The sequence below is a fragment of the Nitratiruptor sp. YY08-26 genome (assembly GCF_016593215.1).
In the GTDB taxonomy this organism is placed as follows: Bacteria; Campylobacterota; Campylobacteria; order Campylobacterales; family Nitratiruptoraceae; genus Nitratiruptor; species Nitratiruptor tergarcus.
The window spans coordinates 893,246-915,005 of record NZ_AP023063.1; the positions used below are offsets into that span (position 1 = coordinate 893,246).

Here is a 21,760-nt window from a genome sequence, read left to right on the forward strand (position 1 = left end):
ATAGATGATTCAAGAAGCGCTGGCTGAAATCAAAAGAGGTACAGCAGAAATTATTGATGAAGAAAAAATTGTAGAGCTTCTCAAAGAGTATTTTAATTCTGGAAAAGAGTATTATGTTAAAGCGGGTTTTGATCCTACTGCACCAGATCTCCATTTAGGCCATACAGTACTTTTGCAAAAATTAGCAACCTTTCAAAAATATGGCGGTATAGTGCAGTTTATCATAGGCGATTTTACAGCGATGATAGGTGATCCTACAGGAAAGAGTGAAACAAGAAAAAAACTTGATCGCGAAACTGTGCTCAAAAATGCAACGAGCTACAAAGAGCAGGTATTTAAAGTGCTCGATCCGGCAAAGACGCAGGTCGTTTTTAATTCTAAATGGCTTGATGCTTTGGGAGCGAGCGGGTTAGTAGAACTGACTACACTTTTTAGTGTTGCAAGAATGCTAGAGCGAGATGATTTTGAAAAACGCTTTAAATCTAATAAACCTATTGCAATTAGTGAATTTATCTATCCTCTCTTGCAAGGGTATGATAGTGTACATCTCAAAAGTGATATAGAAATTGGTGGAACAGATCAGAAATTTAACCTTCTCATGGGACGTCACCTGCAAAGAAGTTATGGCTTAGGAAAAGAGCAAGCAGTCTTAATGATGCCTATTTTAGAAGGTCTTGATGGTGTACAAAAGATGAGTAAATCTCTTGGTAACTATATAGGTGTCACTGAAGATCCAAATACCATGTTTGCAAAGCTTCTTAGTATTTCAGATGAGTTGATGTGGCGCTACTATGAGCTTTTGAGTAGTAAGAGCCTTGAAGAGATAAAAGCACTCAAAGAGGGAGTATCTACTGGCCAGATCCATCCAAAAGCAGCAAAAGAGCTTTTAGCGATGGAGATTGTTGCTCGCTACCATAACAGCGAAGCTGCCAAGGCTGCAAAAGCTGAATTTGATAAAATACATAAACAAAAAGATATACCTTCAGATCTTAAAGAAGTTGAATTACAAGGACCTATTTGGATAGCTAAGGCACTTGTAGAAGCTGGATTGGAGCCATCTACTTCGCAAGCACGCCGTGATATCCAAGCTGGTGCAGTGCGTTTAGATAAGGAAAAAGTGCAAGATAAAGATTTGCAACTACAAAGTGGAGAGTATATTGCACAAGTAGGAAAACGTAAATTTGCGAAATTGAAGGTGCTATAATGGGCTTGCCATCATTAAAAATTGGAAAATACACCATAAAATATCCTATCATCCAGGGTGGAATGGGTGTAGGAATAAGCTGGGACAAGCTTGCAGGCAATGTGAGTAAAGAGGGTGGATTGGGAGTTATAAGCTCTGTAGGTACAGGCTACTATCAAAATAAAAAATATATTGAAAAAGAGGTGGCTGGACGGCCTTTGGAGACAGCAAATTTCTACTCCAAAAAGGCGCTTTTTAAAATATTTGAAAATGCAAGAAAAATTTGTGGCGATGCACCACTGGGTGCAAATGTCCTCTACGCTATCAATGATTATGGACGTGTAGTGAGAGACTCTTGCGAAGCTGGCGCTAACATTATCATAACTGGTGCTGGACTTCCCACTAATATGCCTGAGTTTACGAGAGACTTTCCAGATGTTGCTCTTGTGCCTATAGTATCTAGTGCAAAAGCATTGAAGATCATTTGTAAACGATGGACTACAAGATACAATAAAATTCCTGATGCAGTCATAGTCGAGGGGCCTTTAAGTGGAGGACATCAAGGCTTTACCTATGAGCAGTGTTTTATGGAAGAGTTTCAGCTTGAAAATATTGTTCCTCAAGTCATTGAAGAAGCGAGAAAATGGGGAGAGATACCAGTTATAGCTGCAGGTGGCGTATGGGATCATAACGATATTAAAAAGTATCTTGATATGGGAGCTGCTGGAGTACAAATAGGTACACGTTTTATTGGTACATATGAGTGTGATGCCAGTGACACATTTAAGAAAATTCTTTTGCAATCAAAAAAAGAGGATATTATCTTGCTCAAATCCCCTGTAGGATATCCGGCAAGAGGTGTGCGTACAAAACTCATTGAGCTTGTTGAAAAGTGTGAAGGCCCTGCTATTAAATGCATAAGTAACTGCGTTGCACCATGTCACAGAGGTGTGGAAGCAAAAGAGGTAGGGTACTGTATAGCTGATAGACTCAGTGATGCATATAGAGGTGATGAGGAGTTAGGTCTCTATTTTAGTGGTGCAAATGGGTATCGGCTGAATGAACTACTCAGTGTCAAAGAGTTGATGCAACGGCTTGTAGAGGGAGAGTGATTATTAGATTTTTTCTTTTTGTACTATTTTTAACTACCTTCCTTCATGCTTCTGTTGTAAATAATATCAAAGAAGCTGACTACTACTGCTCTTTAAATAATAAAGACAAAAATCTCAAAGGCTTGAATAGATTCAAGTCTTTGTACATAAAGTCTATGATAGATAATGATAACAATCTACGCATCAAAGCGCTTCAGGGGCTTATAAAGTGTTCTAAAAAACTAGGCCTTGCACATAATGAATATGATAACGAACTCTATACTCTCATTGGCGATAAAAAAAGTAGTTCCAAAGCACATAAAAAAAAGAAGAATGCAAAGAAAAGTGTTAAACTCCTTAAGAGTAGATTGGTAAAAGTTGTATTGGGAAGAGGATATATAGATTTCTTTTTCGATTCTCCCATAAAAAGTTCTTGGATATCAACCTCTACATTGAAGAGAAAGAATTCCTATAAAATTATTTATGATATAGAAGGAAAACTAGGATTTAAGAGTAAAACATATAGACTCAAAAGTGTTAAATATCTTAAAATTGCCCAATTTACTCCAAATAAAATCCGCATTGTTTTCGAACATTCCCGCCCTTTTGGGACTAATTACAAAATCAAAGGAAATAGACTCTCCATTTATCTTGGCAAAAAGAGTACATCAAAGCAAGTGGCACGTAAAAAAGAGCTACCAAAAGCTGTACCACAAAGTGTAGAAAATTCTAAAAAGGTTATTGTTATTGATCCAGGACATGGGGGAAAAGATAGCGGAGCTATTGGGTACAAACGCAAAAAAGAGAAAGATATTGTTCTTGCAATTGCGAAGCGTGTCTATAAAAAACTCAAAAATGCTGGATTTAAGGTCTATATGACAAGAAGAGGGGATTACTTTGTCACGCTGCGTAATCGTACGAAATTTGCCAATAGGGTGAAAGCACACCTCTTTATTTCCATTCACGCCAATGCTGCGCCAAAAAGAAGTAAATATCTGAGTATGAAAGGGCTTGAGACTTTCTATCTCTCGCCAGCTAGAAGTGAGCGAGCAAAGCGTATTGCGGCATTGGAGAATAGAGCTGATATGGAAAATCTTAGTTACTATAGTAAAAACGTTTTTTTGGATTTTATCAACAGAGCAAAAACAATCGAATCAAACAAACTCGCTATTGATATACAGCGCAACATCCTTTATAAAGTACGCTCTCGCTACAAAGTGGTTGATGGGGGAGTGCGTCCTGGACCATTTTGGGTGCTTGTTGGAGCACAAATGCCTGCAATATTAATAGAAGTTGGTTATATTACAAATCCCACTGAAGCGATGCGTTTAATGAGCCCTTATTATCAAAATCTTATTGCTGAAGGTGTTGTAGCAGGTATTGAGAGCTATTTTAGAAACAGTAAACGCTAAGAGAGAAACTCCCTTAGCCTTTATAGTTTTGTATTGCTTCTTCAAGAATTTTTGTAGCTTCATCTTTTCCTTTATACTCTTTGACTTTTACCCATTTATTTGGTTCAAGTATTTTATATGTTTCAAAAAAGTTTTTAATTTTATCAAGAGTATGTTGTGGAAGGTCATGAATATCGTTGATATCTGCATAGGTTGGATCTACTTTTGTAACAGGAACTGCAAGGAGCTTTTCATCCATACCACTTTCATCTTCCATCACCAAAACGCCAATAAGGCGGCTTTTTATAACACTACCAGGAATCAAAGGGTAGTCTGTAAGTACTAAGATATCTGCTGGATCGCCATCAGCAGCAAGCGTATTTGGTACAAAGCCGTAATTTGCTGGATAGTACATAGCGCTATACATAATGCGATCTACAAATATTGCACCACTCTCTTTGTCAACTTCGTACTTGATATTGGAACCGTAAGGGATCTCAATGAGTGCATGTACTTTATCAGGATTTTCGCCACAGCCAATTCTACTTAGATCCATTTATCTCTCCTCTTTTCAAATTTGCAAACTATTATAGTAAAAGAAAGATTTAGAAAAGTTTATAGCGTTTTTTTCTTCTTTTGACATCATCGAGATAGGAGAGAAAATATGTGACATTGACATAACCAAGTATAGGTCTTATAATCTGTTTTTGGGTTGGAGTTATAAAAAATGTTGTTGGTGTGTATTTAGCACGAAAAGATGCTGGATAGTCATTACGCTCTTTCCAAATTTTTACAGCTATAACCTCATTGTTGATACGACTACTTACCTTTTTGTTGTGTAGTGTTTCGTGTAGCATTTTTTTACACCAGTGGCAATTTTTACTCTCATAAAAAATCATAAGTGGTTTATTGCTTTTCTTGGCTATTGCAAGTGCAGTAGAAAAATCCTTTTGCCATTGAATCTGTGCTGCAAGCAAAAGAGGCACAGAAAGTATAATAAATTTAAGCATACTATCTCCTATCCGCAGTTGAGACCATCACAGCTACGTACTACTCCAAAATCTCTACCATTGTTATGTAAAAATTTATGGAGATATTTACCCCTTCTTTTGAAATATGATGAGTTGAGCTTTTTTAGAGCCTTTGGAAACTCTTTATGTAAGGTACGGAGTTTTTTTGCACCATTGGCAAACATTGCATCCCATTCATCGCTATTGAGCATGGCCGCACCTTTGAATGCAGGACCATGGCAGAGGCTACAAAGTTTTTTATATGCGTTCATGCCTTTGCTTGAATATCCAAATGCACAAACTGATAAAAGAAATATCCCAGTAATTATATATCGCATCTCTTATCCTTTTCCAAGTCCAAAGACATTGGATAGTGTATTGATATAGTTAAAATAGCCAGTTATTGCTACTGCTTCAAGGATCTCTTCATCACTCCATCCATACGATTTGATTGCATCGATATCTTCTTGTGTCATTTTATAGTTATCCTTTTTTGATGCACGGATGCAAAACTCCAAAAGTCTCTTTGTTTTTTCATCAGTATGCATAGCATCTATCCCTTGCAAAATCTCATCGATCTGCTCCTGGGTGAGTCCGAGCATTTTTGCAATATTTTTATGCACATCCACACACATTTTGCAACTATTCTCTTTTGAAATTAAAAGTGCAATTGCTTCTTTAATATAGTAGGGCAGATGTGTCTGTTTTATAAGATAATTTTGTACCATTGTATCGGTGGCGTTGTAGATATTTTCATCAACTGCGAGTAGTTTGAATATTTCACCAAGTGTTCCTGTTTTTTCTAGAATAGGGCGAGCTTTTTCCTGGATTGCTGGGCTCATCTGTTCAAATTCAGGTAATTTTATGTATGCCATTTAAACTCCTTTGCATTGTTGTAGATTAGTGATTGCTTTTTGTGTAAGATAGGGCTGGAGAATTTTTTCAATCTCTTGGGTGATACGTAAAGCTGCTGCTTCATTCTCTTTTTCTCCCATAATAGTAAGAAATGGTGTCCAAAACTGACTATAAAGCATGATAGTTTGGGCAATAAACTGATGCATTTGCATCGCTTTTTTCTCGATACAACCATTGGTGATAAGATGCTTTATAAGTTCTAGCAGTTTTTCATATTGTGCTTTGTTATCTTTTATGACAGCCTGTTGTAACAAAGGATCACGGCGCATGAGAAAAAGCAGCTCTTTGCGCAAAAACCTATATTCCCACCAAACATTTGCTACATAGCGGCAATATGTATTCATTTCGCACAACGATGCAGGCAAAGGAGCAGAGAGAAAGCCTATTTTTTGCATCATTTGCTTGTAGAGCTCATAAATTATCTCCTCTTTGTTTTTATAGTGATAGTAGAGATTACCAGGACTTACACCTGCCTCTTTGGCGATGTGATTTGTTGTGATTGTTTTTGTATCATAGTTATTGAAAAGCGCCAAAGCAGTTTGTAAAATTATCTCTTTTTTATCCATTACAAGCCTTTAGAGTAATTACTCTAATAAGATAGTATAAAAAAACAAGAAGTAAGTCAAATAATATAACATTATTTTATAGATAAGTATAAAGTATATTTTGAGGAACTGCGTAGTATTTTATACGCTGTCCAGGGCGGGACTCGAACCCGCAACAGATTGCTCCACTAGATCCTAAATCTAGCGCGTCTATCAGTTTCGCCGCATGGACGCGAAGCTGCTATAGTAAATATTTTACAAAATTTCGTAAGAAATTGTATATTCAATATCACTCATATAGTTATCAAGAAAATTACGTACTTTTTCAATTTTTTTATGGGCTTCATTTTCATTTTTTGCAAAAAAAAGAAGAGCCAAACTGGCTTCTTTTGCATATTCTCCACTCACATCGGCAATGGCCATATTTTGGTGTTTAAGTTTCTCTTTGAGAGAGTTGAGAATTTTGCGTCTTCCTTTGAGAGATGTGATATAGGGAAGATCCAGTGTGATGAGAAGATGTACTATGAGCATCGTTCCGTTTTTTTATATTTAAAGCCTCGTTTTTCTACTTCGTTGATGAAAAACTGCATCCAATGTTTTGCTTCATTTTCATCTGTAGAAGCAATAGAGATTACATCAAGATATCGATTATCTTCAATAGCTGGCAAAGAAGAAAACTCAATATCTTCTGGTATCTTTTTCATGATATCTAAAAGATCGTTTTCACTCGCTTCTACGCATATTGTGAGTCTATAAAGTTTGGGAGCTTTGGGGTAGAAGAGATCGAGTGCTTGCTCTACCATTGGGTGAGCCATTTGTGGAAAACCTGGAACAAAGAAAAATCTCTTTTGGAGATAAAATCCAGGGACATTATTAATGGGATTATCCAAAAGTTTTGCATCTTTTGGCAGCATTGCCATATTGATACGGTGGGGATAAGCATCTTTTCCAAATCTATCAATGATACGCCTCTTTGCCTCTTCATGCAGATAGAGTTTTCCATCACCAAAGACTTTTGCAGCTATTGCTCTTGTATAATCATCTGGAGTTGCTCCAATACCACCGAAACTAAACATTACACTTTTGGGATCATCTTTTATGAGGGTGAAAATCTTTTCTATAAGAGGTGGATCATCTTCAATAACAAAAGAGGCTTTGAGTTTCCAGCCCCTTTGAAGGAGTCTGTCACGAAGAAAGGCAAAATGCCTATCTTCACGTCTTCCGTTGAGAATTTCGGTGCCGATTATTACTGCATAAAAATTAGGAGTTTGCTTTTTCAAGGATAAACTTCTCTAGCTCTTCTACAATCTCTTCTATAGTTCTCTCACCATCGATTTTTTTAAGTAGTCCCTTGCTTTCATAAAATTTCTCTATCTCTGGTAAAGGCTCTAAATAGACTTTCATACGATTATTAAAGACCTCTACATTATCATCTGCGCCTCTAGCTCTTCCTAGCACGCGCTCTCTTGCTGTCTCTTCGCTTACAACTATCTCTATGACAGCTTTGAGTGTAATATCAGGGCTTTGTGCAAGCATTGCATCAAGTGCTTCCATCTGCTCTACGCTTCGAGGAAATCCATCAATAATGATAATATCTTTATCACTATTTAAAATCGCATTTTTAATAGTATCCATAACAATTTCAAGAGGTACTAGCTTACCGTTATCAACATAGCTAGCAATAGTAGCGCCAAGTGGTGTTCCTTTGGCAATCTCTGCGCGCAAGAGTTCACCTGTAGAGTAGTGAACAATTTTATTACTGTTTCTTTTTGCTACTAACTCTGCATCTGTAGTTTTCCCACTTCCTGGGGCTCCAATTATTAAAAATAGTTTTTTCACTTCTACTCCTTTATTTTTTCTACTTCAATTTTTTTTGCTTGTCCTCGACAAAGTGCAATTTTGGTACCATTAGCTTCCACTTGAATGGGACCAAAAAAACTTTTTTGCAATACTTTAACAATATCTCCTCGCCGAAAGCCCATAGCTTCAAGCTTGCATTGCATCTCATTACACTCATTTTCAAAGCTAACAACTCGTACTATGTCACCGCTTTTTGTATCACTTAGTTTCATACCTTTTTCGGCTCTCTAATCCTTATATGGAGTTCTTTAAGCTGCTCTGGGTCTACTGGACTTGGAGCATGGGTGAGTAGACATTGCGCTTTTTGCGTTTTTGGAAATGCAATAACATCTCTAATATTGTCGCGTTTTGTTAGTAGCATTACAAGTCTATCAAATCCGAGCGCAAAACCTCCATGAGGGGGTGCACCATATTGGAGTGCATCAAGTAAAAAGCCAAATTTCTCACGTGCCTCTTCATCACTAATTCCAAGGATCTCAAATATTTTCTTTTGAATTTGCGGTTTATGGATCCTGATACTTCCACCACCAAGCTCAACACCATTGAGAACAATATCATAAGCTTCACTGGTCATCGCTTCGATATCTTCACTATCTACATTCTTCGGCATTGTAAAAGGGTGGTGGAGTGCTTTGATTTTGACCTCTCCCTCTTCAATTTCAAACATCGGAAAATCAACAATCCATACAAACTCATATCTATCTTTATCTATGAGTCCAAGTTTTTTTGCTACTTCTGCTCGGAGTCTCCCCATATAATCAAGCACAGTTTTTTTAGCACCAGCACCAAAGAATATGAGATCTCCTGCTCCTACGCCACAACGCTCTATAAGTCTATTTTTTTCATCTTCACTCAAAAACTTCACAATAGGACCTTGTAGATCTCCATCCTCTTTGACTTTGACCCATGCAAGACCTTTTGCACCAAACTTCGCTACGAAATTGGTGAGTTCATCGATATCTTTTCTCGTCAATGCATCAGCACCTTTTTTGACTGGAAGAGCTTTGATACGGTTAAGTTTTTTGTATTGTGCAATATCGCGAAAGACTTTGAGCTCAGTATCTTCAAAAATATCAATGACATCGACAAGTTCAAGATCGTAGCGAAGATCTGGTTTGTCGCTACCGTAATTCTCCATTGCTTCATGGTATGGCATGCGGCGAAAAGGGGTTTGAACCTCTATACCGCTAGCTGTAAAAATCGCTTTGATGAGCCCTTCAGCAATTGCAATCACTTCATCTTCAGTGCAAAAGCTCATCTCCACATCGATTTGGGTGAATTCAGGCTGTCTGTCAGCTCTTAAGTCCTCGTCACGAAAACATTTAGCTATTTGAAAATAACGATCAAATCCTGCTACCATCAAGAGTTGCTTAAAAAGCTGTGGTGATTGTGGCAGAGCGTAGAATTCTCCAGGATAGAGCCTGCTTGGTACGAGATAATCTCTTGCACCTTCTGGAGTAGATTTTGTGAGAACTGGAGTTTCAACCTCCAAAAAGCCATTTTCATCAAGAAAGTTTCTTGCAGCAATTGCTACCTTGCTGCGAAGTTCAAAAGTCTCATATGCATCTTTTGTACGAAGATCTAAATAGCGATATTTAAGACGAATCTCCTCATTAACGTTTGTATCACCTATTATAAAAGGGAGTGGTGCACTTTCGTTTTCAATGGTAAGTTCATCCACAACTACTTCAATTTTACCAGTTTTTAGGCGTGGATTTTCAAGTCCCTCACCGCGCAAGCGCACCTTTCCTTTAGCAATAAGTACATACTCATCTCGTACTCTTGTAGCGATTTTATGTGCCTCTTGGCTATCAGCTGGATCACATACAAGCTGTATAAGTCCAGTTTTATCACGCAAATCTATAAATATGACTCCTCCATGATCGCGGTAGCTATTTGCCCATCCACAGAGCACTACCTCTTTGCCTACGTCGTTTTCATTTAGTTGAGCGCAGTAGTGTGTTCGCAAACTCTCTTCCTTTAAATTTTTGGCTCAATTATACAAAAACTAATCTTTAAAAAGTATGATATGTTAAAATATGACAAAAAAAGAGTGTTCCATGGATATCAAGTGTGCAGGAATTATCATAAAACCGGGTGGGGAAAAGCTTAAAGATACGTATAAGCGTATCAAAAAAGCTTTTGAAAAAGAGGATATTGCTATCAAAATTGATAGATCGAGTGCACAGATAATTGGTGAGAAAGATGGTTTGAGTTTTGATGAGTTGTGTCAGGCATGCGATATTCTTGTCTCTTTAGGAGGAGATGGAACACTTATTAGTGTAGCAAGACGGAGTTATGAATATCATAAACCTGTACTTGGTATCAATGTAGGGACTCTTGGTTTTTTGACAGATATAAAACCAGAAGATATTGAGAGTTTTGTAAAGAAAATAAAAAAGAATGATTTTCGCATAGATACGCGCATGATGATAGAGATTGCTATACTTGGAAAAAAAGAGCGCATCCTCTCATTTAATGATGTAGTTATCACAAGACCAGCAGTCTCAAAAATGATATATATTGATGTGTTCATAGAAGATAGCCTCATGAATAGCTACTATGGGGATGGACTTATCATTTCAACACCGACAGGATCTACTGCATACAATCTCTCTGCTGGTGGACCTGTAGTCTATCCTTTTTCAAACGATTTCATCTTCACACCTATTTGTCCTCACTCTTTGACGCAGCGTCCATTGGTACTTCCTGCAGAGTTTGAGTTCAAAATTACTACGAAAAGCAAATCGGCTCTCATTGTCATTGATGGACAAGATATGTATGAATTTACACCAAAAGATATTGTAATAGTGAAAAAAGCACCAATTGGTGCCAAACTTATTCATCGCAAAGAGCGCAACTACTTCAATGTGCTTCGCGAAAAACTTGGATGGGGAATATAGCTTTGGTTGAGCGGCTTTATCTCAAAGGACATTTTGGATTTGAAGAGGTAGTGCTTAGTTTTCGTAACTCTCTTATTGTTTTTACCGGGCCAAGTGGAGCAGGAAAGAGTGTTCTTATAAATGCGCTGCTGGCTCTTTTTGGCATGAAAAATCCAGAAGCGAAAGTGAGTGAGATTGTTGTACAAGCAAATGTGGATCTTGAAAAGTTTGGTATAGAGAGTGAAGAAAATATTGTAATTATACGCTCTATGAAAAAAGAGAAGAGCCGCTATTTTATCAATGAGCAGAGCATCTCGAAAAAGTCTTTACAAGAGCTTTTTTCTACAATGGTTTCTTATCTCAATCAAAAAGATCAGAGTTTTTTCGCTAGCACCAATATTTTAAATATTGTAGATGATTTTGTAGAGAGTGATGAGTTTGTAAAAAATAAGCTTCTTTTGCAAGAGCTGTATCAGCGCTACATAAAGACAAAAAAACATTTAGAAGAGATTGAGCAAAAAGAGCAAAAATCACAAGAGTTGCGAGAGTTTTTGGAGTTTGAGATTGCAAAAATCGATCGCATCAATCCTCAAGTAGGCGAGTATGAAGAGTTGATGCAGGTAAAAAAAGAACTCTCTAAAAAAGAAAAAATTGCACAAGCTTTGCAGCGAGCAGAAAATATTTTTGAATATGAGAGTGCAGTGCAAGAGGCACTAGAACTCATAGGCAAAAGCAGTGATTTTTTCACTGCAACTATGAATGAATTGCACGATATTTTCTATGCAGAAACTTCACGTCTAGAAGAGCTAGAAGAGGTAGATATTGAAACAGTTTTAAGCAGAATCGAAGAGCTCTCATCATTAAAAAGAAGATATGGAAGTATTGAAGAGGCAATAGAGCAGCATAAAAAGAAAAAAGAGGAGCTTGAAGCATTAGAAAATATCAGTTTTGAAAAAGAGCATTTACAAAAAGAGCTCGATTCTTTACAGCAGCAGTTGCAAGATATTGCTGCATCTATTACAAAGACACGAAAAGAGGCAGCAAAAAGAGTGCAAGAGAGAGTCAATGAGTACCTCCATCAACTCAAACTCCCTGCAGCAACTATAGCAATAGAGAATAAAAAACTTGATGCAAGTGGAGCAGATGAAGCAGAAGTATTACTTAATGGTATAAGTTTTAAAAATATAAGCTCTGGAGAGTATAATAGATTAAGACTTGCTTTTATGGCTGCCTGGAGCGATGTGGGAGGGAAAAAGGGAATTTTAGTACTCGATGAGATAGATGCAAATATCAGCGGTGAAGAGTCTATGGCAGTAGCAAAGATCCTCAAAAAACTCTCTTCTAATTATCAAATTTTTGCTATTTCACATCAAGCACAACTTGCAAGTCTAGCTGATCAACACTTTTTAGTAACAAAAGAAAATGGTAAAAGCAGTGTTAAAGAGATTGAAGAGGAACAAAGAGTTGAAGAGATTGCAAGAATCATAAGTGGAGAAAAAATTACGCAAGAAGCAAAAGACTTTGCCAAAAAACTACTTAAGGAGAGTATTTGATAATAGATACACATACCCATCTTGATCATAAAATGTTTTATGAAGATGTTGATGAGGTAATTGCACGAGCAAAAGAGGCTGGTGTAGTAAAAATGGTGATACCTGGAGCTGATCCAGCTGATTTACCTCGAGCAGTGGAACTGAGTGAAAAGTATGAAGAGATCTTTTTTGCAGTAGGAGTGCACCCTTATGATATGGATAATTACGATAGAGAATATCTTAAAAAATTTATTTCCCATCCAAAGTGTGTAGCTGTTGGAGAGTGTGGGCTCGATTACTATAGATTGCCCGAAGATCCCACAGCAAAAGAAGAGAATAAAAAGAAGCAGAAAGAGGTTTTTATCGATCAAATAACGCTAGCAAAAGAGTTTGATTTACCCCTTATTGTACACATCAGAGAGGCAAGTCAAGACGCGCATGATTTATTGCACGCACATGCAGGAAAAAAAGGGGGAGTGTTGCATTGTTATAATGCTAGTCCGCTGCTATTGGATCTCAAGGAGCGGTTTTATTATGGTATTGGAGGAGTGTTAACATTTAAAAATGCTAAAAAACTTGTTGAAATTATTCCAAAGATTCCATTTGATAGAATTGTTTTAGAAACTGATGCACCATACCTTACGCCTCATCCTTTTAGAGGCAAGCGTAATGAGCCAGCATATACCAAATTTGTAGCACAGAAATTAGCTGAGATTCTTGGAAAAAGTTATGAAGAGATTTGTGATATCACAACGAAAAATGCTATGAGGCTTTTTGATTTTGCAGGCAAAGGGTGAAAATGAGAATTGTATTAATCTTATTAATATCTATTCATTTTGCATTAGCTTCTTATGATGCGAAGGGTAAGAATAGTATAGGACACTATATTACGAAAAGTTTAGATCTGCCTACATCATTTTTATATAGTAAAAAATTCCAAAAAATAAAAAAAGAGTATGCACGTTACAAAAATCACCACTTTTTTGATGTGCAAAAAGTAGAGACATATTTCGTTCCAGAGCTTGTAAAAATAATTAATGCATACAATATCCCCGATGTTTTTCTGTTTATGGCTTTGGCTGAATCTAATTTTGCTGTAAAAGCAAAATCACATAAAAAGGCTGTAGGAATTTGGCAGTTCATGCCTGCAACTGCAAAGAAGTATGGTTTACGAATAGATGAATTTGTGGATGAGAGAAGAGATCCATACAGATCTACTAATGCTGCTATCAAATATCTCAAAAGACTCCATAAAATGTTTGGGAAGTGGTATTTAGCTGCTTTGGCATATAATGCTGGAGAGGGTGCTGTGAAGCGAGCTATAAAAAGGGCTGGTACAGATGATGTAAGAGTGTTACTAGATGAGAAAAAGAGATATCTTCCTAAAGAGAGTAGACGCTATTTGTATAAAATAGTGATGTTGGCACTCATGGCAAATGATGATGAATATATGCTTAATAGCGATCTTGCATATATTCTCACAAGAGGGGAAGAGTTTGATATTATGCCTGTAGAAATTAAAGGTGCAGAGCTGCTTGATTATGTAGCAAACAAAATAAAATTGCGTCTCAATTACCTCCAAGAACTCAATCCCCATATTAAAAGGGGCTTTACACCTCCTGATGTTAAAAAATACTCCATCTATATTCCAAAACTTAAATTTAATGAATTTAAAAAACTTTATAAACCCTCTAATAGTGTAAGAGGATTTTTGGTCTATAGAGTTAAAAGAGGAGATAGTCTCTATAAAATTGCCCATCGCTATGGAATCAAAATAGCTCTTATAAAAAAGTTCAACCATCTCTCTTCCAATCTATTACGACCAAATCAAAAACTCATTCTCCCAATTGCCAAACGCTCACGTCGTATATATAAAGTAAAAAAAGGAGATACAATTCTCAAAATTGCCCATAAATTTGGTGTTGATGCTAAAAAACTAAAAATTTGGAACGATAAAAAAGATAACTTTTTAAGAATTGGAGAGAAGCTTGTTGTCCTCTATTAAAAATAATGTTGTTTTGATTGGTATAATAAGCCTCTTTTTTTGGGGATGCGGCTCTAAACAAGAGATTAGCTATTTTGCTCCATCAAAGCCGACTTTTGGCAAACCTATAAGTTCAAACGCAGTACACCGAGCCACTATGCGCCCCTATACAGTCAATGGAATTACTTACTATCCAACAGTTGTTGAGGTAGGCACAAAATATAGAGGGATTGCTAGCTGGTATGGACCAAACTTTCATGGGAAAAAAACAAGTAACGGTGAGATTTATAATATGCATGATTTTACTGCAGCACACAAAACGCTTCCTATGAACACAATGCTAAAAGTTACAAATTTACGTAACCATAAAAGTGTAGTGGTAAGAGTTAATGATAGAGGCCCCTTTGTAGGAAATAGAATTATTGATCTCAGCTATGCAGCTGCTAAACAAATAGGCATGATAGGTACTGGTACAGCACCTGTGGAATTGGAGGTATTGGATTTTGATAAAAATATTGCTTCGCTTCCAAACATGCCGCATAAATCGATAGTTCTTACAAATTTCGCAGTGCAGATAGGATCCTTTAGACGCTATCAAGGAGCTTCTATTACACGTGAACGTAATACTTTAGTAGATGGACGCTACCGTGCAGTTGTCAAAAAATTTATACTTGATGGAGCACCTCTTTATAGAGTTTGGCTAACTGGTTTTCAAAGTGAAGATGAAGCAAGAGATTTCATACGAAGTGGTAGATATCCTGGAGCATTTATTATAAGGAATTAAAATGGTAAAAGTTGAGCGAAAAACAAAAGAGACCGATATACAAGTAGCCCTTGATATTGATGGAACTGGTGAAAGTCAAATTGATACTGGTATTGGCTTTTTTGATCATATGTTAGAAGCCTTGGCCAAACATGCGAGATTAAATCTTGAAGTCTATTGTAAAGGAGATATTCATATCGATTTTCACCATAGTGTAGAAGATGTGGGTATTGTACTGGGTGAAGCATTTTATAAAGCAGTTTTTCCTGTAGAAAATAGAGAGCGTTTTGGTGATAGTGTAGTTGTAATGGATGAGGCTGCAGTAAGCTGTGCACTCGATCTCTCTAATCGTCCCTACCTGGTCTATGAAACATCTTTAGATGGAAAAGTAGGGGAGTTTGATTGTGAACTCTTTGAAGAGTTTTTTAAAGCTTTTGTTTTTAATGCACGAATCACTTGCCACATTGTTGAGCTTCGTGGGAGAAATAAACACCATATTGCTGAAGCCTCTTTTAAAGCTTTAGCAGTTGCACTGCGCAGAGCTTTAAGAATTGATACACGAGCGGGGCTACCCAGTACCAAGGGAGTTTTATGATAGAACTCATTGTACTTGATGTTGATGGATGTATGACTGATGGTAGTATTATTTATACAAATGAAGGTGATGAACTTAAAGCATTTAACGTCAAAGATGGTTTTGCAATAGTGCAGTGGATACGTCTTGGTAAAAAGGCTGCGATAATTACAGGTAGGGAGTCGAAAATTGTTGAACGTAGAGCCAAAGAGCTTGGAATAGAGTATCTCTATCAATGTGTCAAGAGAAAAGATGAAGCGATTGAGGAACTAGCGCAAAAGCTTCATATACCTTTGGAAAGTGTTGCTGCAATTGGAGATGATCTTAATGATTATCGTTTGCTCAAAGCTGTAGGAATCTCTTTTGCTCCTGCAGATGCAGTGACATATATCAAAGAGCGTGTAGATATAGTGTTAAAGAATGATGGTGGAAAAGGTGCTGTAAGAGAGATGATTGAATACCTCTTACAAAAAGAGCATCTCTATGAAGAATATCTCGATTATTGGGTAAAGAAGTGAAAATATATATTTTTTATCTTTCACTTTTTGGATTTATTCTTTTTTGGTTGATTTTTTTTAAACCTTTTGAGGTAGAGATAGCTAATCAGCCACGAGCAAATGTTGAGTTGGGTAAGTTTGTCTTTTCTATTTTTAATACACAAGGTATGAAACTACATCTTGAAGGCGATGAAGCGATCCAAAAAGCTACTACAATGGTGATAAAGTACCCACGCATACAAACAGATGATAAAAAGCTCTTTGCAAAAAAAGGTGTTTATGAAGGAAAAAAGATACTAAAACTACAAGGTTCGATTCATTACATGAGTGAGGAATTGGAATTTTTTACTCAAAGTGCTCAATATTTCATTGAGAAGAAAATCCTTTATGTACCAACACCTTTTAGAGTTGTATCTGCGAAAATGGAACTCAATGGGAGTAAGATGCAATATTATCTTGATTTAGATAAAATAGTAGCTTATGATATTAAAGCTATAGTAAAGAGTGCAATATGAAAAAGATATTCTTCATACTTTGTTTATGCTTTTTTTCGCTATATGCAGCACAAATAGAGATAACATCAAAGAAGTTTGAAGCAGATCAAAAAAAACTATTTTCTAAGTTCATTGGTAATGTAATATTTAAAAAAGGCAGTGATATTATTAAAGCTGATGAAGTTTATATATATTTCAACAAAGAAAAAAAGCCGCAGAAAATTGATGCAAAAGGGCATGTAACGTTTGTTTTACATGACCAACAGGGCAAGAAATATAAAGGTAAAGCCAAAGAGGTTATTTACTACCCTAGTAAAAAGGAGTATTATCTTCGTGGTAGTGTGGAAATAGTGCAGTTTCCACAAAAAAAGAGGATTTATGCGCAAAACATCTATCTCAATCTCCAGCAGAGTAAAATATCTGTAAAAGGAACACAAGATACTCCTGTAAAGATGATTTTTACAATAGAGGAAAAATGATAAAAGTAAGCAAAGCAACATTTATCACATCTGCACCTACTATAAAAGAAGCGCCACCAGCAAGTATGAGTGAGGTGGCCTTTTTAGGTCGTAGTAATGTAGGAAAAAGCTCACTACTCAATGCATTAACGCAAAGAAAAAATCTTGCAAAGAGCTCTGCAACACCAGGAAAAACAAAGCTCATAAATTTTTTTGATGTTGTTTACAAAGTTGATGAGAATATCTATCCTCTTCGTTTTGTAGATCTTCCAGGTTATGGGTATGCAAAAACGAGTAAATCTCTTAAAAACGCTTGGCAAAAGAGTCTAACAGAGTTTTTGCAAAAAAGAGAATCAATTAGAGTATTTGTACACCTTATAGACGCAAGACATCCAGAAATGGAGTTAGATGCGCAAACACGACTATTTTTACAACGTATCCAAAGAGGTGATCAAAAGGTAATAGAGGTTTTTACAAAAGCAGATAAACTAAAACAAAAAGAGAGAGCCAAAATAAAGCGACTCTATCCTGATGCCCTTTTGATTTCAAGCATGAACAAAGAGGGGATAGAAAAACTTCAAGAAAAGATACTCGAACATGTCTTTGGTAACATACAAAAAACCGATTCTCACTGATATTCCAGCTATGCAAAGTCTGGTGGCGCAATATGTTAAAGATGGTATAATCCTGCCAAGAAGTGATGACGAAGTGGCAACAAATATACGATCATATATTGTTGCTTCAATAGAGGAGAGCATAATCGGATATGTTGCACTCCATATTCATAGTATACGTTTAGCCGAGATACGCAGCCTCATAGTTAAAGAGGAGTTTCAAGGAAAGGGAATAGGAAAAGAGCTTGTAACACGGGCTCTTGAAGAGGGCAAATCTTTAGCTGTCCAAGAGATATTAGCACTTACGTACAACAGGGAGTTTTTTGAAAAACTGGGATTTCATGAGATACCAAAAGAGCAGATACCAGAACAAAAAATCTGGCAAGATTGTATAAAATGCAAGCATTTTCCTATATGCAACGAAGTGGCGATGTTAAAAAGAGTCAATTAAGAATCTTTATCTATCTTATCTTACTTTTTGTATATGAACCTTTAACAACTATTTTTATCTATCTCCCCCCTCTCTTGGGGGTAGTTGTATGGCTGCTTTTTCAAAAACGGGATGTAATTACTTGGCTTTTTGGTATTGCATATATTTATTTATACGAAATTGATCACGATTTTGTAAGATATACACTCTTTTTCAATCTTTTTATTACACTCTCTTTATTGCAAATTTTATATAAATATTTTGTTTGGAATGTGATGTTGAAAATTGCTAGCAGCGCCTTTTTCTATATAGGAATAATCCTCATCCATATAGTTTTGGGATATATTTTACAAACAATTTATCCATTAGATTTTTGGATAGTTGGCTACTATATGCTTTTAGATATCTTGGTATTGGTGATATATGAGAAGTAGATTTATACTCATTCTCTTTTTTATTGTTTGGGGTATTTTACTCTCTCGTATATATTTTCTCTCTATTAAGTCCAATAGCTACTATGAAGCTTTAGCAAAACAGAATATGATAAAAAAGGAGTGGATTGTTCCTGTTCGTGGAGAGATTCTTGATAGATACGGAAAACCTCTAGCAGTGAATAATATTGGATTTAAGATAAAAATTGTACCTCATCTAAAAAAAAGAGAAAAACTACTTGGCTCAATTGAGAAAATAACTGCAAAGTTTAGTGATCTCAATACTTCAAAACTCATAAAACGCTACAGAAAACATGATTCACCTTATAATCACGATCCTATTGAAGTTGTACCATTTATTTCATATGAGCGTATGATGCCCTATTATACAAATCTTTTACTCGATCCTCTTATAAAAATAGAGCCAGCTTTTAAACGCTTTTATCCACAAAAAGAGATAGCATCACATGTAATAGGATATGTCTCCAAAGCAAATACAAAAGATGCACAAAGAGATAAAGTTGCCAAAATTACTGGAATTATAGGCAAATCTGGTATAGAAAAATATTACAATGATTATCTAGAAGGAGAGTTGGGATATAAAAAACTTAAAGTCACTGCTTTTAATAGAGTTATCGATATCGTAGAAGAAAAGGAGCCAATACAAAATAGAGATCTCTACTTGACTCTTGATTTGAGACTGCAAGAGTTTATCCATAAACTTTTTCAAAATAAAGCAGGTGTAGCAATTGTAATGAAAACAAACGGAGAAATTTTAGCAGCTGGAAGTTTTCCTGAATTTGATCCTAATCTCTTTGTCTCTGGAATTAGCCGTAAAAAGTGGAAAGAACTTATAAGTGATCTCAATCACCCTTTTACAAATAAACTTATAAATGGTCTTTACCCTCCAGGATCAACTATCAAAATGGGAGTTGCACTCTCATTTTTAGATTCACGTAAAATATCTCCCTATACACCTTTTTATTGCAATGGAGCTATAGAGTTGGGAAAGCGCAAATTTCGGTGTTGGAAACATACAGGTCATGAAGAGGTGAGACTTATTAAAGCTATTAGAGAGAGTTGTGATGTCTATTTTTATGAAGGGAGCTTGCGTGTTGGTATAAACAAAATTGCTTTTGATCTTCGTAAAATGGGCTTTGGTAAAAAGAGTGGTGTAGATCTTCCAAATGAATTTATTGGTGTTGTTCCTGATAAAGAGTGGAAAAAGAGAAAATATGGATTGAATTGGTATCAAGGGGAAACTGTAGTATCTTCTATAGGACAAGGGTATGATCTTGTCACACCTATGCAAATTGCTCGTTATACCGCTTTACTTGCTACGGGAAAACTTCCAACTCCCCATTTTGCAAGGAGTTTTACTTATAAAAACTATATTCCAAAAGAAGAAGATGTTTTAACTCCATTGCAAAAACGCAATCTTAAATTTATACGAAGAGGAATGTATGAGGTGTGTAATCATCCAAAAGGTACAGCCACAAGACATATCTCTTTGCCAATAAAAATAGCAGGAAAAACAGGTACTGCACAAATAGTAGGTATACCACAAGATGAAAAAGAGAGAATGAAAGAGGAAGAATTGGCATATTACTCCCGTTCACACGCTTGGCTTACTACATATGCTCCCTTTAAACAACCTCGCTATATAGTAACAGTACTTGTGGAGCATGGTGGACATGGTGGTGCAGCTGCAGGACCAATTGTAAATGCTATATATACAAAAATGATTGAGCTTGGTTATTTTAGGGCACGTGATTAAGTACAAAAACCCCCAGTGTTACTAGGAGCACAATTCCTGCTGATTTATTATAGAGTCTATTAGCAGCGATAAAAACAAGCATGAGTGATGCTATGAATGCTGTAGCAATATCAAAAGCGTATGTTTGAATATTTACAAGCAAAGGATTGACAACTGCTGCAGAACCAAGAACTACACTAAAATTTGCTACATTTGAGCCTATTATGTTACCTATACTCATATCAGCTTTTTTATTGATAGCTGCTACGACACTTACAATGAGTTCTGGAAGACTAGTACCAAATGATACAAGAAAAAGTCCAATTATCCACTCACTTACTCCAAGATGGCGTGCTATATTACTAGCACTTTGCACTGCATAATCTGCTCCATAGATGACCATTATAAATCCGATAAGCAAAAACACTAAAGTGGGTGGCCAATTAAACTTTTCTTGCAAAATCTCTTCATCTATCTCTTCTGCAACAATTGATGGTTCTTGCGAGAGAAAGAGAAGATATCCCCCCATCAATAAGAGAAAGAGCCCCCCTTCTAAGCGTGTTATAGTACCATCAAAAGCAACAAGGAAAAAAATAAATATTGGAAAAAGAGCCCATGAACTATCTTTTCCAAATATATCACGTGAAGGCGAAAGCTTTTTTGCAAGTAAAAAAACAATTCCCAAAACTAAGGTAATATTGAGTGTAACACTTCCTATAACATTAGATACAGCAAGATCACTTTTATGTTTAAAACTAGCAGCTATGCTTGCAGCCATTTCTGGAAGACTTGTACCTAATGCTATGAGTGTAGCACCAATAACAAATTCGCTTATGCCAAAATGGAGTGCAATTTTTTCAGACTCTTTTATAATGAGATCGGCACCTTTAATAAGTGCTGCCATGGAAATAATAAAAATAATATAATCCATTACTCTTCTGTCCTTACTATAAGACTTTTTGGAAGATTGAAATGCTCAATAATCTCTTGCTCTTTTTTGCGCATTTGTCCACTATCTGTTTCGTGATCATATCCTAGAAGATGTAATAAACCGTGAGTAAAAAGCAGAGCAATCTCTTCATCAAGAGTATGACCAAATTTTTTGGCTGCTTCTTGTGCTTTTTCAATGGAGATGACGATACTACCAAGTGGTGTCATAGGTGCATTTTGCAGGGGAAAACTTAAAACATCTGTAGGTTTATCAATGCTGCGATAGAGTTTGTTGAGTTTGCGAATCTCTTCATTATCGACTATGAGTAATTCAATATCTTTATCTGTCAAAAGATCGGCAATTTTTTCGATAATAGTAATATCAAACGAAATTTTTGTTCGATTGTCTAGTTCGATCAT

28 protein-coding genes and 1 tRNA gene are annotated in these 21,760 nt (G+C 36.2%); 16 read left to right on the forward strand and 13 right to left on the reverse strand.

From position 1 onward, the window contains the following. Positions 1 to 4 precede the first annotated feature (4 nt). From tyrS to JG738_RS04895, 3 genes are read left to right on the forward strand one after another with little or no spacing between them, the layout of a single operon-like run. Positions 5 to 1,204 carry a tyrosine--tRNA ligase gene (gene tyrS, locus JG738_RS04885; protein ID WP_201338629.1) on the forward strand — a complete coding sequence of 400 codons (1,200 nt, stop codon included), beginning with the start codon at positions 5 to 7 and terminating at the stop codon, positions 1,202 to 1,204. Next, the gene (locus tag JG738_RS04890; protein WP_201338630.1) at positions 1,204 to 2,295 is read left to right on the forward strand and encodes a nitronate monooxygenase; all 1,092 of its coding nucleotides are present in this window, start codon (positions 1,204 to 1,206) and stop codon (positions 2,293 to 2,295) included. Before tyrS ends, JG738_RS04890 begins: the two co-directional genes overlap by 1 nt. Continuing rightward, on the forward strand, positions 2,292 to 3,686 hold the full coding sequence (locus JG738_RS04895; protein ID WP_201338631.1) for an N-acetylmuramoyl-L-alanine amidase: 1,395 nt from the start codon (positions 2,292 to 2,294) through the stop codon (positions 3,684 to 3,686). Before JG738_RS04890 ends, JG738_RS04895 begins: the two co-directional genes overlap by 4 nt. A gap of 13 nt (positions 3,687 to 3,699) precedes the next feature. Here JG738_RS04895 and ppa read toward each other — a convergent pair whose 3' ends face one another. From ppa to aspS, 11 genes are all read right to left on the reverse strand, one after another. After that, positions 3,700 to 4,221, reverse strand: a complete 522-nt coding sequence (ppa, locus tag JG738_RS04900; protein WP_201338632.1) for an inorganic diphosphatase — start codon at positions 4,219 to 4,221, stop codon at positions 3,700 to 3,702. A 49-nt stretch (positions 4,222 to 4,270) separates the two neighbouring features. Then, a complete protein-coding gene (locus tag JG738_RS04905; RefSeq protein WP_201338633.1) occupies positions 4,271 to 4,675 on the reverse strand; it encodes a DUF255 domain-containing protein in 405 nt (134 codons plus the stop codon). An 8-nt stretch (positions 4,676 to 4,683) separates the two neighbouring features. Next, entirely contained in the window at positions 4,684 to 5,013 is a 330-nt protein-coding gene (locus JG738_RS04910) for a hypothetical protein (RefSeq protein WP_201338634.1), read from the reverse strand. 3 nt (positions 5,014 to 5,016) lie between these two features. Then, the gene (locus JG738_RS04915) at positions 5,017 to 5,550 is read right to left on the reverse strand and encodes a carboxymuconolactone decarboxylase family protein (RefSeq protein ID WP_201338635.1); all 534 of its coding nucleotides are present in this window, start codon (positions 5,548 to 5,550) and stop codon (positions 5,017 to 5,019) included. After that, positions 5,551 to 6,156 (reverse strand): TetR/AcrR family transcriptional regulator, encoded by a 606-nt coding sequence (locus tag JG738_RS04920; protein ID WP_201338636.1) that lies wholly within the window; start codon positions 6,154 to 6,156, stop codon positions 5,551 to 5,553. A 128-nt stretch (positions 6,157 to 6,284) separates the two neighbouring features. Further along, a tRNA-Leu gene (locus JG738_RS04925) sits at positions 6,285 to 6,367 on the reverse strand. 23 nt (positions 6,368 to 6,390) lie between these two features. Beyond that, a complete protein-coding gene (locus JG738_RS04930; RefSeq protein ID WP_201338637.1) occupies positions 6,391 to 6,666 on the reverse strand; it encodes a DUF503 family protein in 276 nt (91 codons plus the stop codon). Then, the gene (locus JG738_RS04935) at positions 6,657 to 7,415 is read right to left on the reverse strand and encodes a molybdopterin-binding protein (protein WP_201338638.1); all 759 of its coding nucleotides are present in this window, start codon (positions 7,413 to 7,415) and stop codon (positions 6,657 to 6,659) included. The genes JG738_RS04930 and JG738_RS04935 overlap by 10 nt, the downstream gene beginning before the upstream one ends. After that, entirely contained in the window at positions 7,396 to 7,974 is a 579-nt protein-coding gene (locus JG738_RS04940; RefSeq protein ID WP_201338639.1) for an adenylate kinase, read from the reverse strand. The genes JG738_RS04935 and JG738_RS04940 overlap by 20 nt, the downstream gene beginning before the upstream one ends. Positions 7,975 to 7,976: 2 nt before the next feature. After that, a complete protein-coding gene (locus JG738_RS04945; RefSeq protein WP_201338640.1) occupies positions 7,977 to 8,207 on the reverse strand; it encodes a FeoA family protein in 231 nt (76 codons plus the stop codon). Next, on the reverse strand, positions 8,204 to 9,964 hold the full coding sequence (gene aspS, locus JG738_RS04950; protein WP_201338641.1) for an aspartate--tRNA ligase: 1,761 nt from the start codon (positions 9,962 to 9,964) through the stop codon (positions 8,204 to 8,206). Before aspS ends, JG738_RS04945 begins: the two co-directional genes overlap by 4 nt. Positions 9,965 to 10,055: 91 nt before the next feature. On the opposite strand from aspS, the gene JG738_RS04955 reads away from it, so the two are divergent. The 13 genes from JG738_RS04955 to mrdA are packed head-to-tail and all read left to right on the forward strand — an operon-like array spanning position 10,056 to position 20,431. Beyond that, positions 10,056 to 10,898: an NAD(+)/NADH kinase gene (locus tag JG738_RS04955; RefSeq protein ID WP_201338642.1), complete on the forward strand. Its 843-nt coding sequence runs from the start codon at positions 10,056 to 10,058 to the stop codon at positions 10,896 to 10,898. After that, positions 10,886 to 12,430, forward strand: a complete 1,545-nt coding sequence (locus tag JG738_RS04960) for an AAA family ATPase (RefSeq protein WP_201338643.1) — start codon at positions 10,886 to 10,888, stop codon at positions 12,428 to 12,430. The genes JG738_RS04955 and JG738_RS04960 overlap by 13 nt, the downstream gene beginning before the upstream one ends. Then, complete coding sequence (locus tag JG738_RS04965) at positions 12,427 to 13,206, forward strand: TatD family hydrolase (protein ID WP_201338644.1); 780 nt, start codon at positions 12,427 to 12,429, stop codon at positions 13,204 to 13,206. The genes JG738_RS04960 and JG738_RS04965 overlap by 4 nt, the downstream gene beginning before the upstream one ends. A 2-nt stretch (positions 13,207 to 13,208) precedes the next feature. Beyond that, on the forward strand, positions 13,209 to 14,414 hold the full coding sequence (locus tag JG738_RS04970; protein ID WP_201338645.1) for a lytic transglycosylase domain-containing protein: 1,206 nt from the start codon (positions 13,209 to 13,211) through the stop codon (positions 14,412 to 14,414). Further along, positions 14,398 to 15,177: a septal ring lytic transglycosylase RlpA family protein gene (locus JG738_RS10580; RefSeq protein ID WP_370583676.1), complete on the forward strand. Its 780-nt coding sequence runs from the start codon at positions 14,398 to 14,400 to the stop codon at positions 15,175 to 15,177. Before JG738_RS04970 ends, JG738_RS10580 begins: the two co-directional genes overlap by 17 nt. 1 nt (position 15,178) lies before the next feature. Further along, complete coding sequence (gene hisB, locus JG738_RS04980) at positions 15,179 to 15,751, forward strand: imidazoleglycerol-phosphate dehydratase HisB (RefSeq protein ID WP_201338646.1); 573 nt, start codon at positions 15,179 to 15,181, stop codon at positions 15,749 to 15,751. Further along, entirely contained in the window at positions 15,748 to 16,248 is a 501-nt protein-coding gene (locus JG738_RS04985; RefSeq protein WP_201338647.1) for an HAD family hydrolase, read from the forward strand. Before hisB ends, JG738_RS04985 begins: the two co-directional genes overlap by 4 nt. After that, a complete protein-coding gene (gene lptC, locus JG738_RS04990) occupies positions 16,245 to 16,742 on the forward strand; it encodes an LPS export ABC transporter periplasmic protein LptC (RefSeq protein ID WP_201338648.1) in 498 nt (165 codons plus the stop codon). The genes JG738_RS04985 and lptC overlap by 4 nt, the downstream gene beginning before the upstream one ends. Further along, entirely contained in the window at positions 16,739 to 17,200 is a 462-nt protein-coding gene (gene lptA, locus JG738_RS04995; protein ID WP_201338649.1) for a lipopolysaccharide transport periplasmic protein LptA, read from the forward strand. Before lptC ends, lptA begins: the two co-directional genes overlap by 4 nt. Further along, positions 17,197 to 17,814 carry a ribosome biogenesis GTP-binding protein YihA/YsxC gene (gene yihA, locus JG738_RS05000; protein ID WP_201338650.1) on the forward strand — a complete coding sequence of 206 codons (618 nt, stop codon included), beginning with the start codon at positions 17,197 to 17,199 and terminating at the stop codon, positions 17,812 to 17,814. Before lptA ends, yihA begins: the two co-directional genes overlap by 4 nt. Then, positions 17,783 to 18,244: an N-acetyltransferase gene (locus tag JG738_RS05005; protein ID WP_370583677.1), complete on the forward strand. Its 462-nt coding sequence runs from the start codon at positions 17,783 to 17,785 to the stop codon at positions 18,242 to 18,244. The genes yihA and JG738_RS05005 overlap by 32 nt, the downstream gene beginning before the upstream one ends. Beyond that, positions 18,208 to 18,657, forward strand: a complete 450-nt coding sequence (locus JG738_RS05010) for a hypothetical protein (protein WP_201338652.1) — start codon at positions 18,208 to 18,210, stop codon at positions 18,655 to 18,657. Before JG738_RS05005 ends, JG738_RS05010 begins: the two co-directional genes overlap by 37 nt. Next, entirely contained in the window at positions 18,647 to 20,431 is a 1,785-nt protein-coding gene (gene mrdA / locus JG738_RS05015) for a penicillin-binding protein 2 (RefSeq protein WP_201338653.1), read from the forward strand. The genes JG738_RS05010 and mrdA overlap by 11 nt, the downstream gene beginning before the upstream one ends. Here the strand turns inward: mrdA and JG738_RS05020 are convergent. Next, positions 20,415 to 21,341 (reverse strand): calcium/sodium antiporter, encoded by a 927-nt coding sequence (locus JG738_RS05020; protein ID WP_201338654.1) that lies wholly within the window; start codon positions 21,339 to 21,341, stop codon positions 20,415 to 20,417. The two genes, mrdA and JG738_RS05020, sit on opposite strands and share 17 nt — an antisense overlap. Then, the gene (gene ybeY, locus JG738_RS05025; protein ID WP_201338655.1) at positions 21,341 to 21,760 is read right to left on the reverse strand and encodes an rRNA maturation RNase YbeY; all 420 of its coding nucleotides are present in this window, start codon (positions 21,758 to 21,760) and stop codon (positions 21,341 to 21,343) included. The genes JG738_RS05020 and ybeY overlap by 1 nt, the downstream gene beginning before the upstream one ends.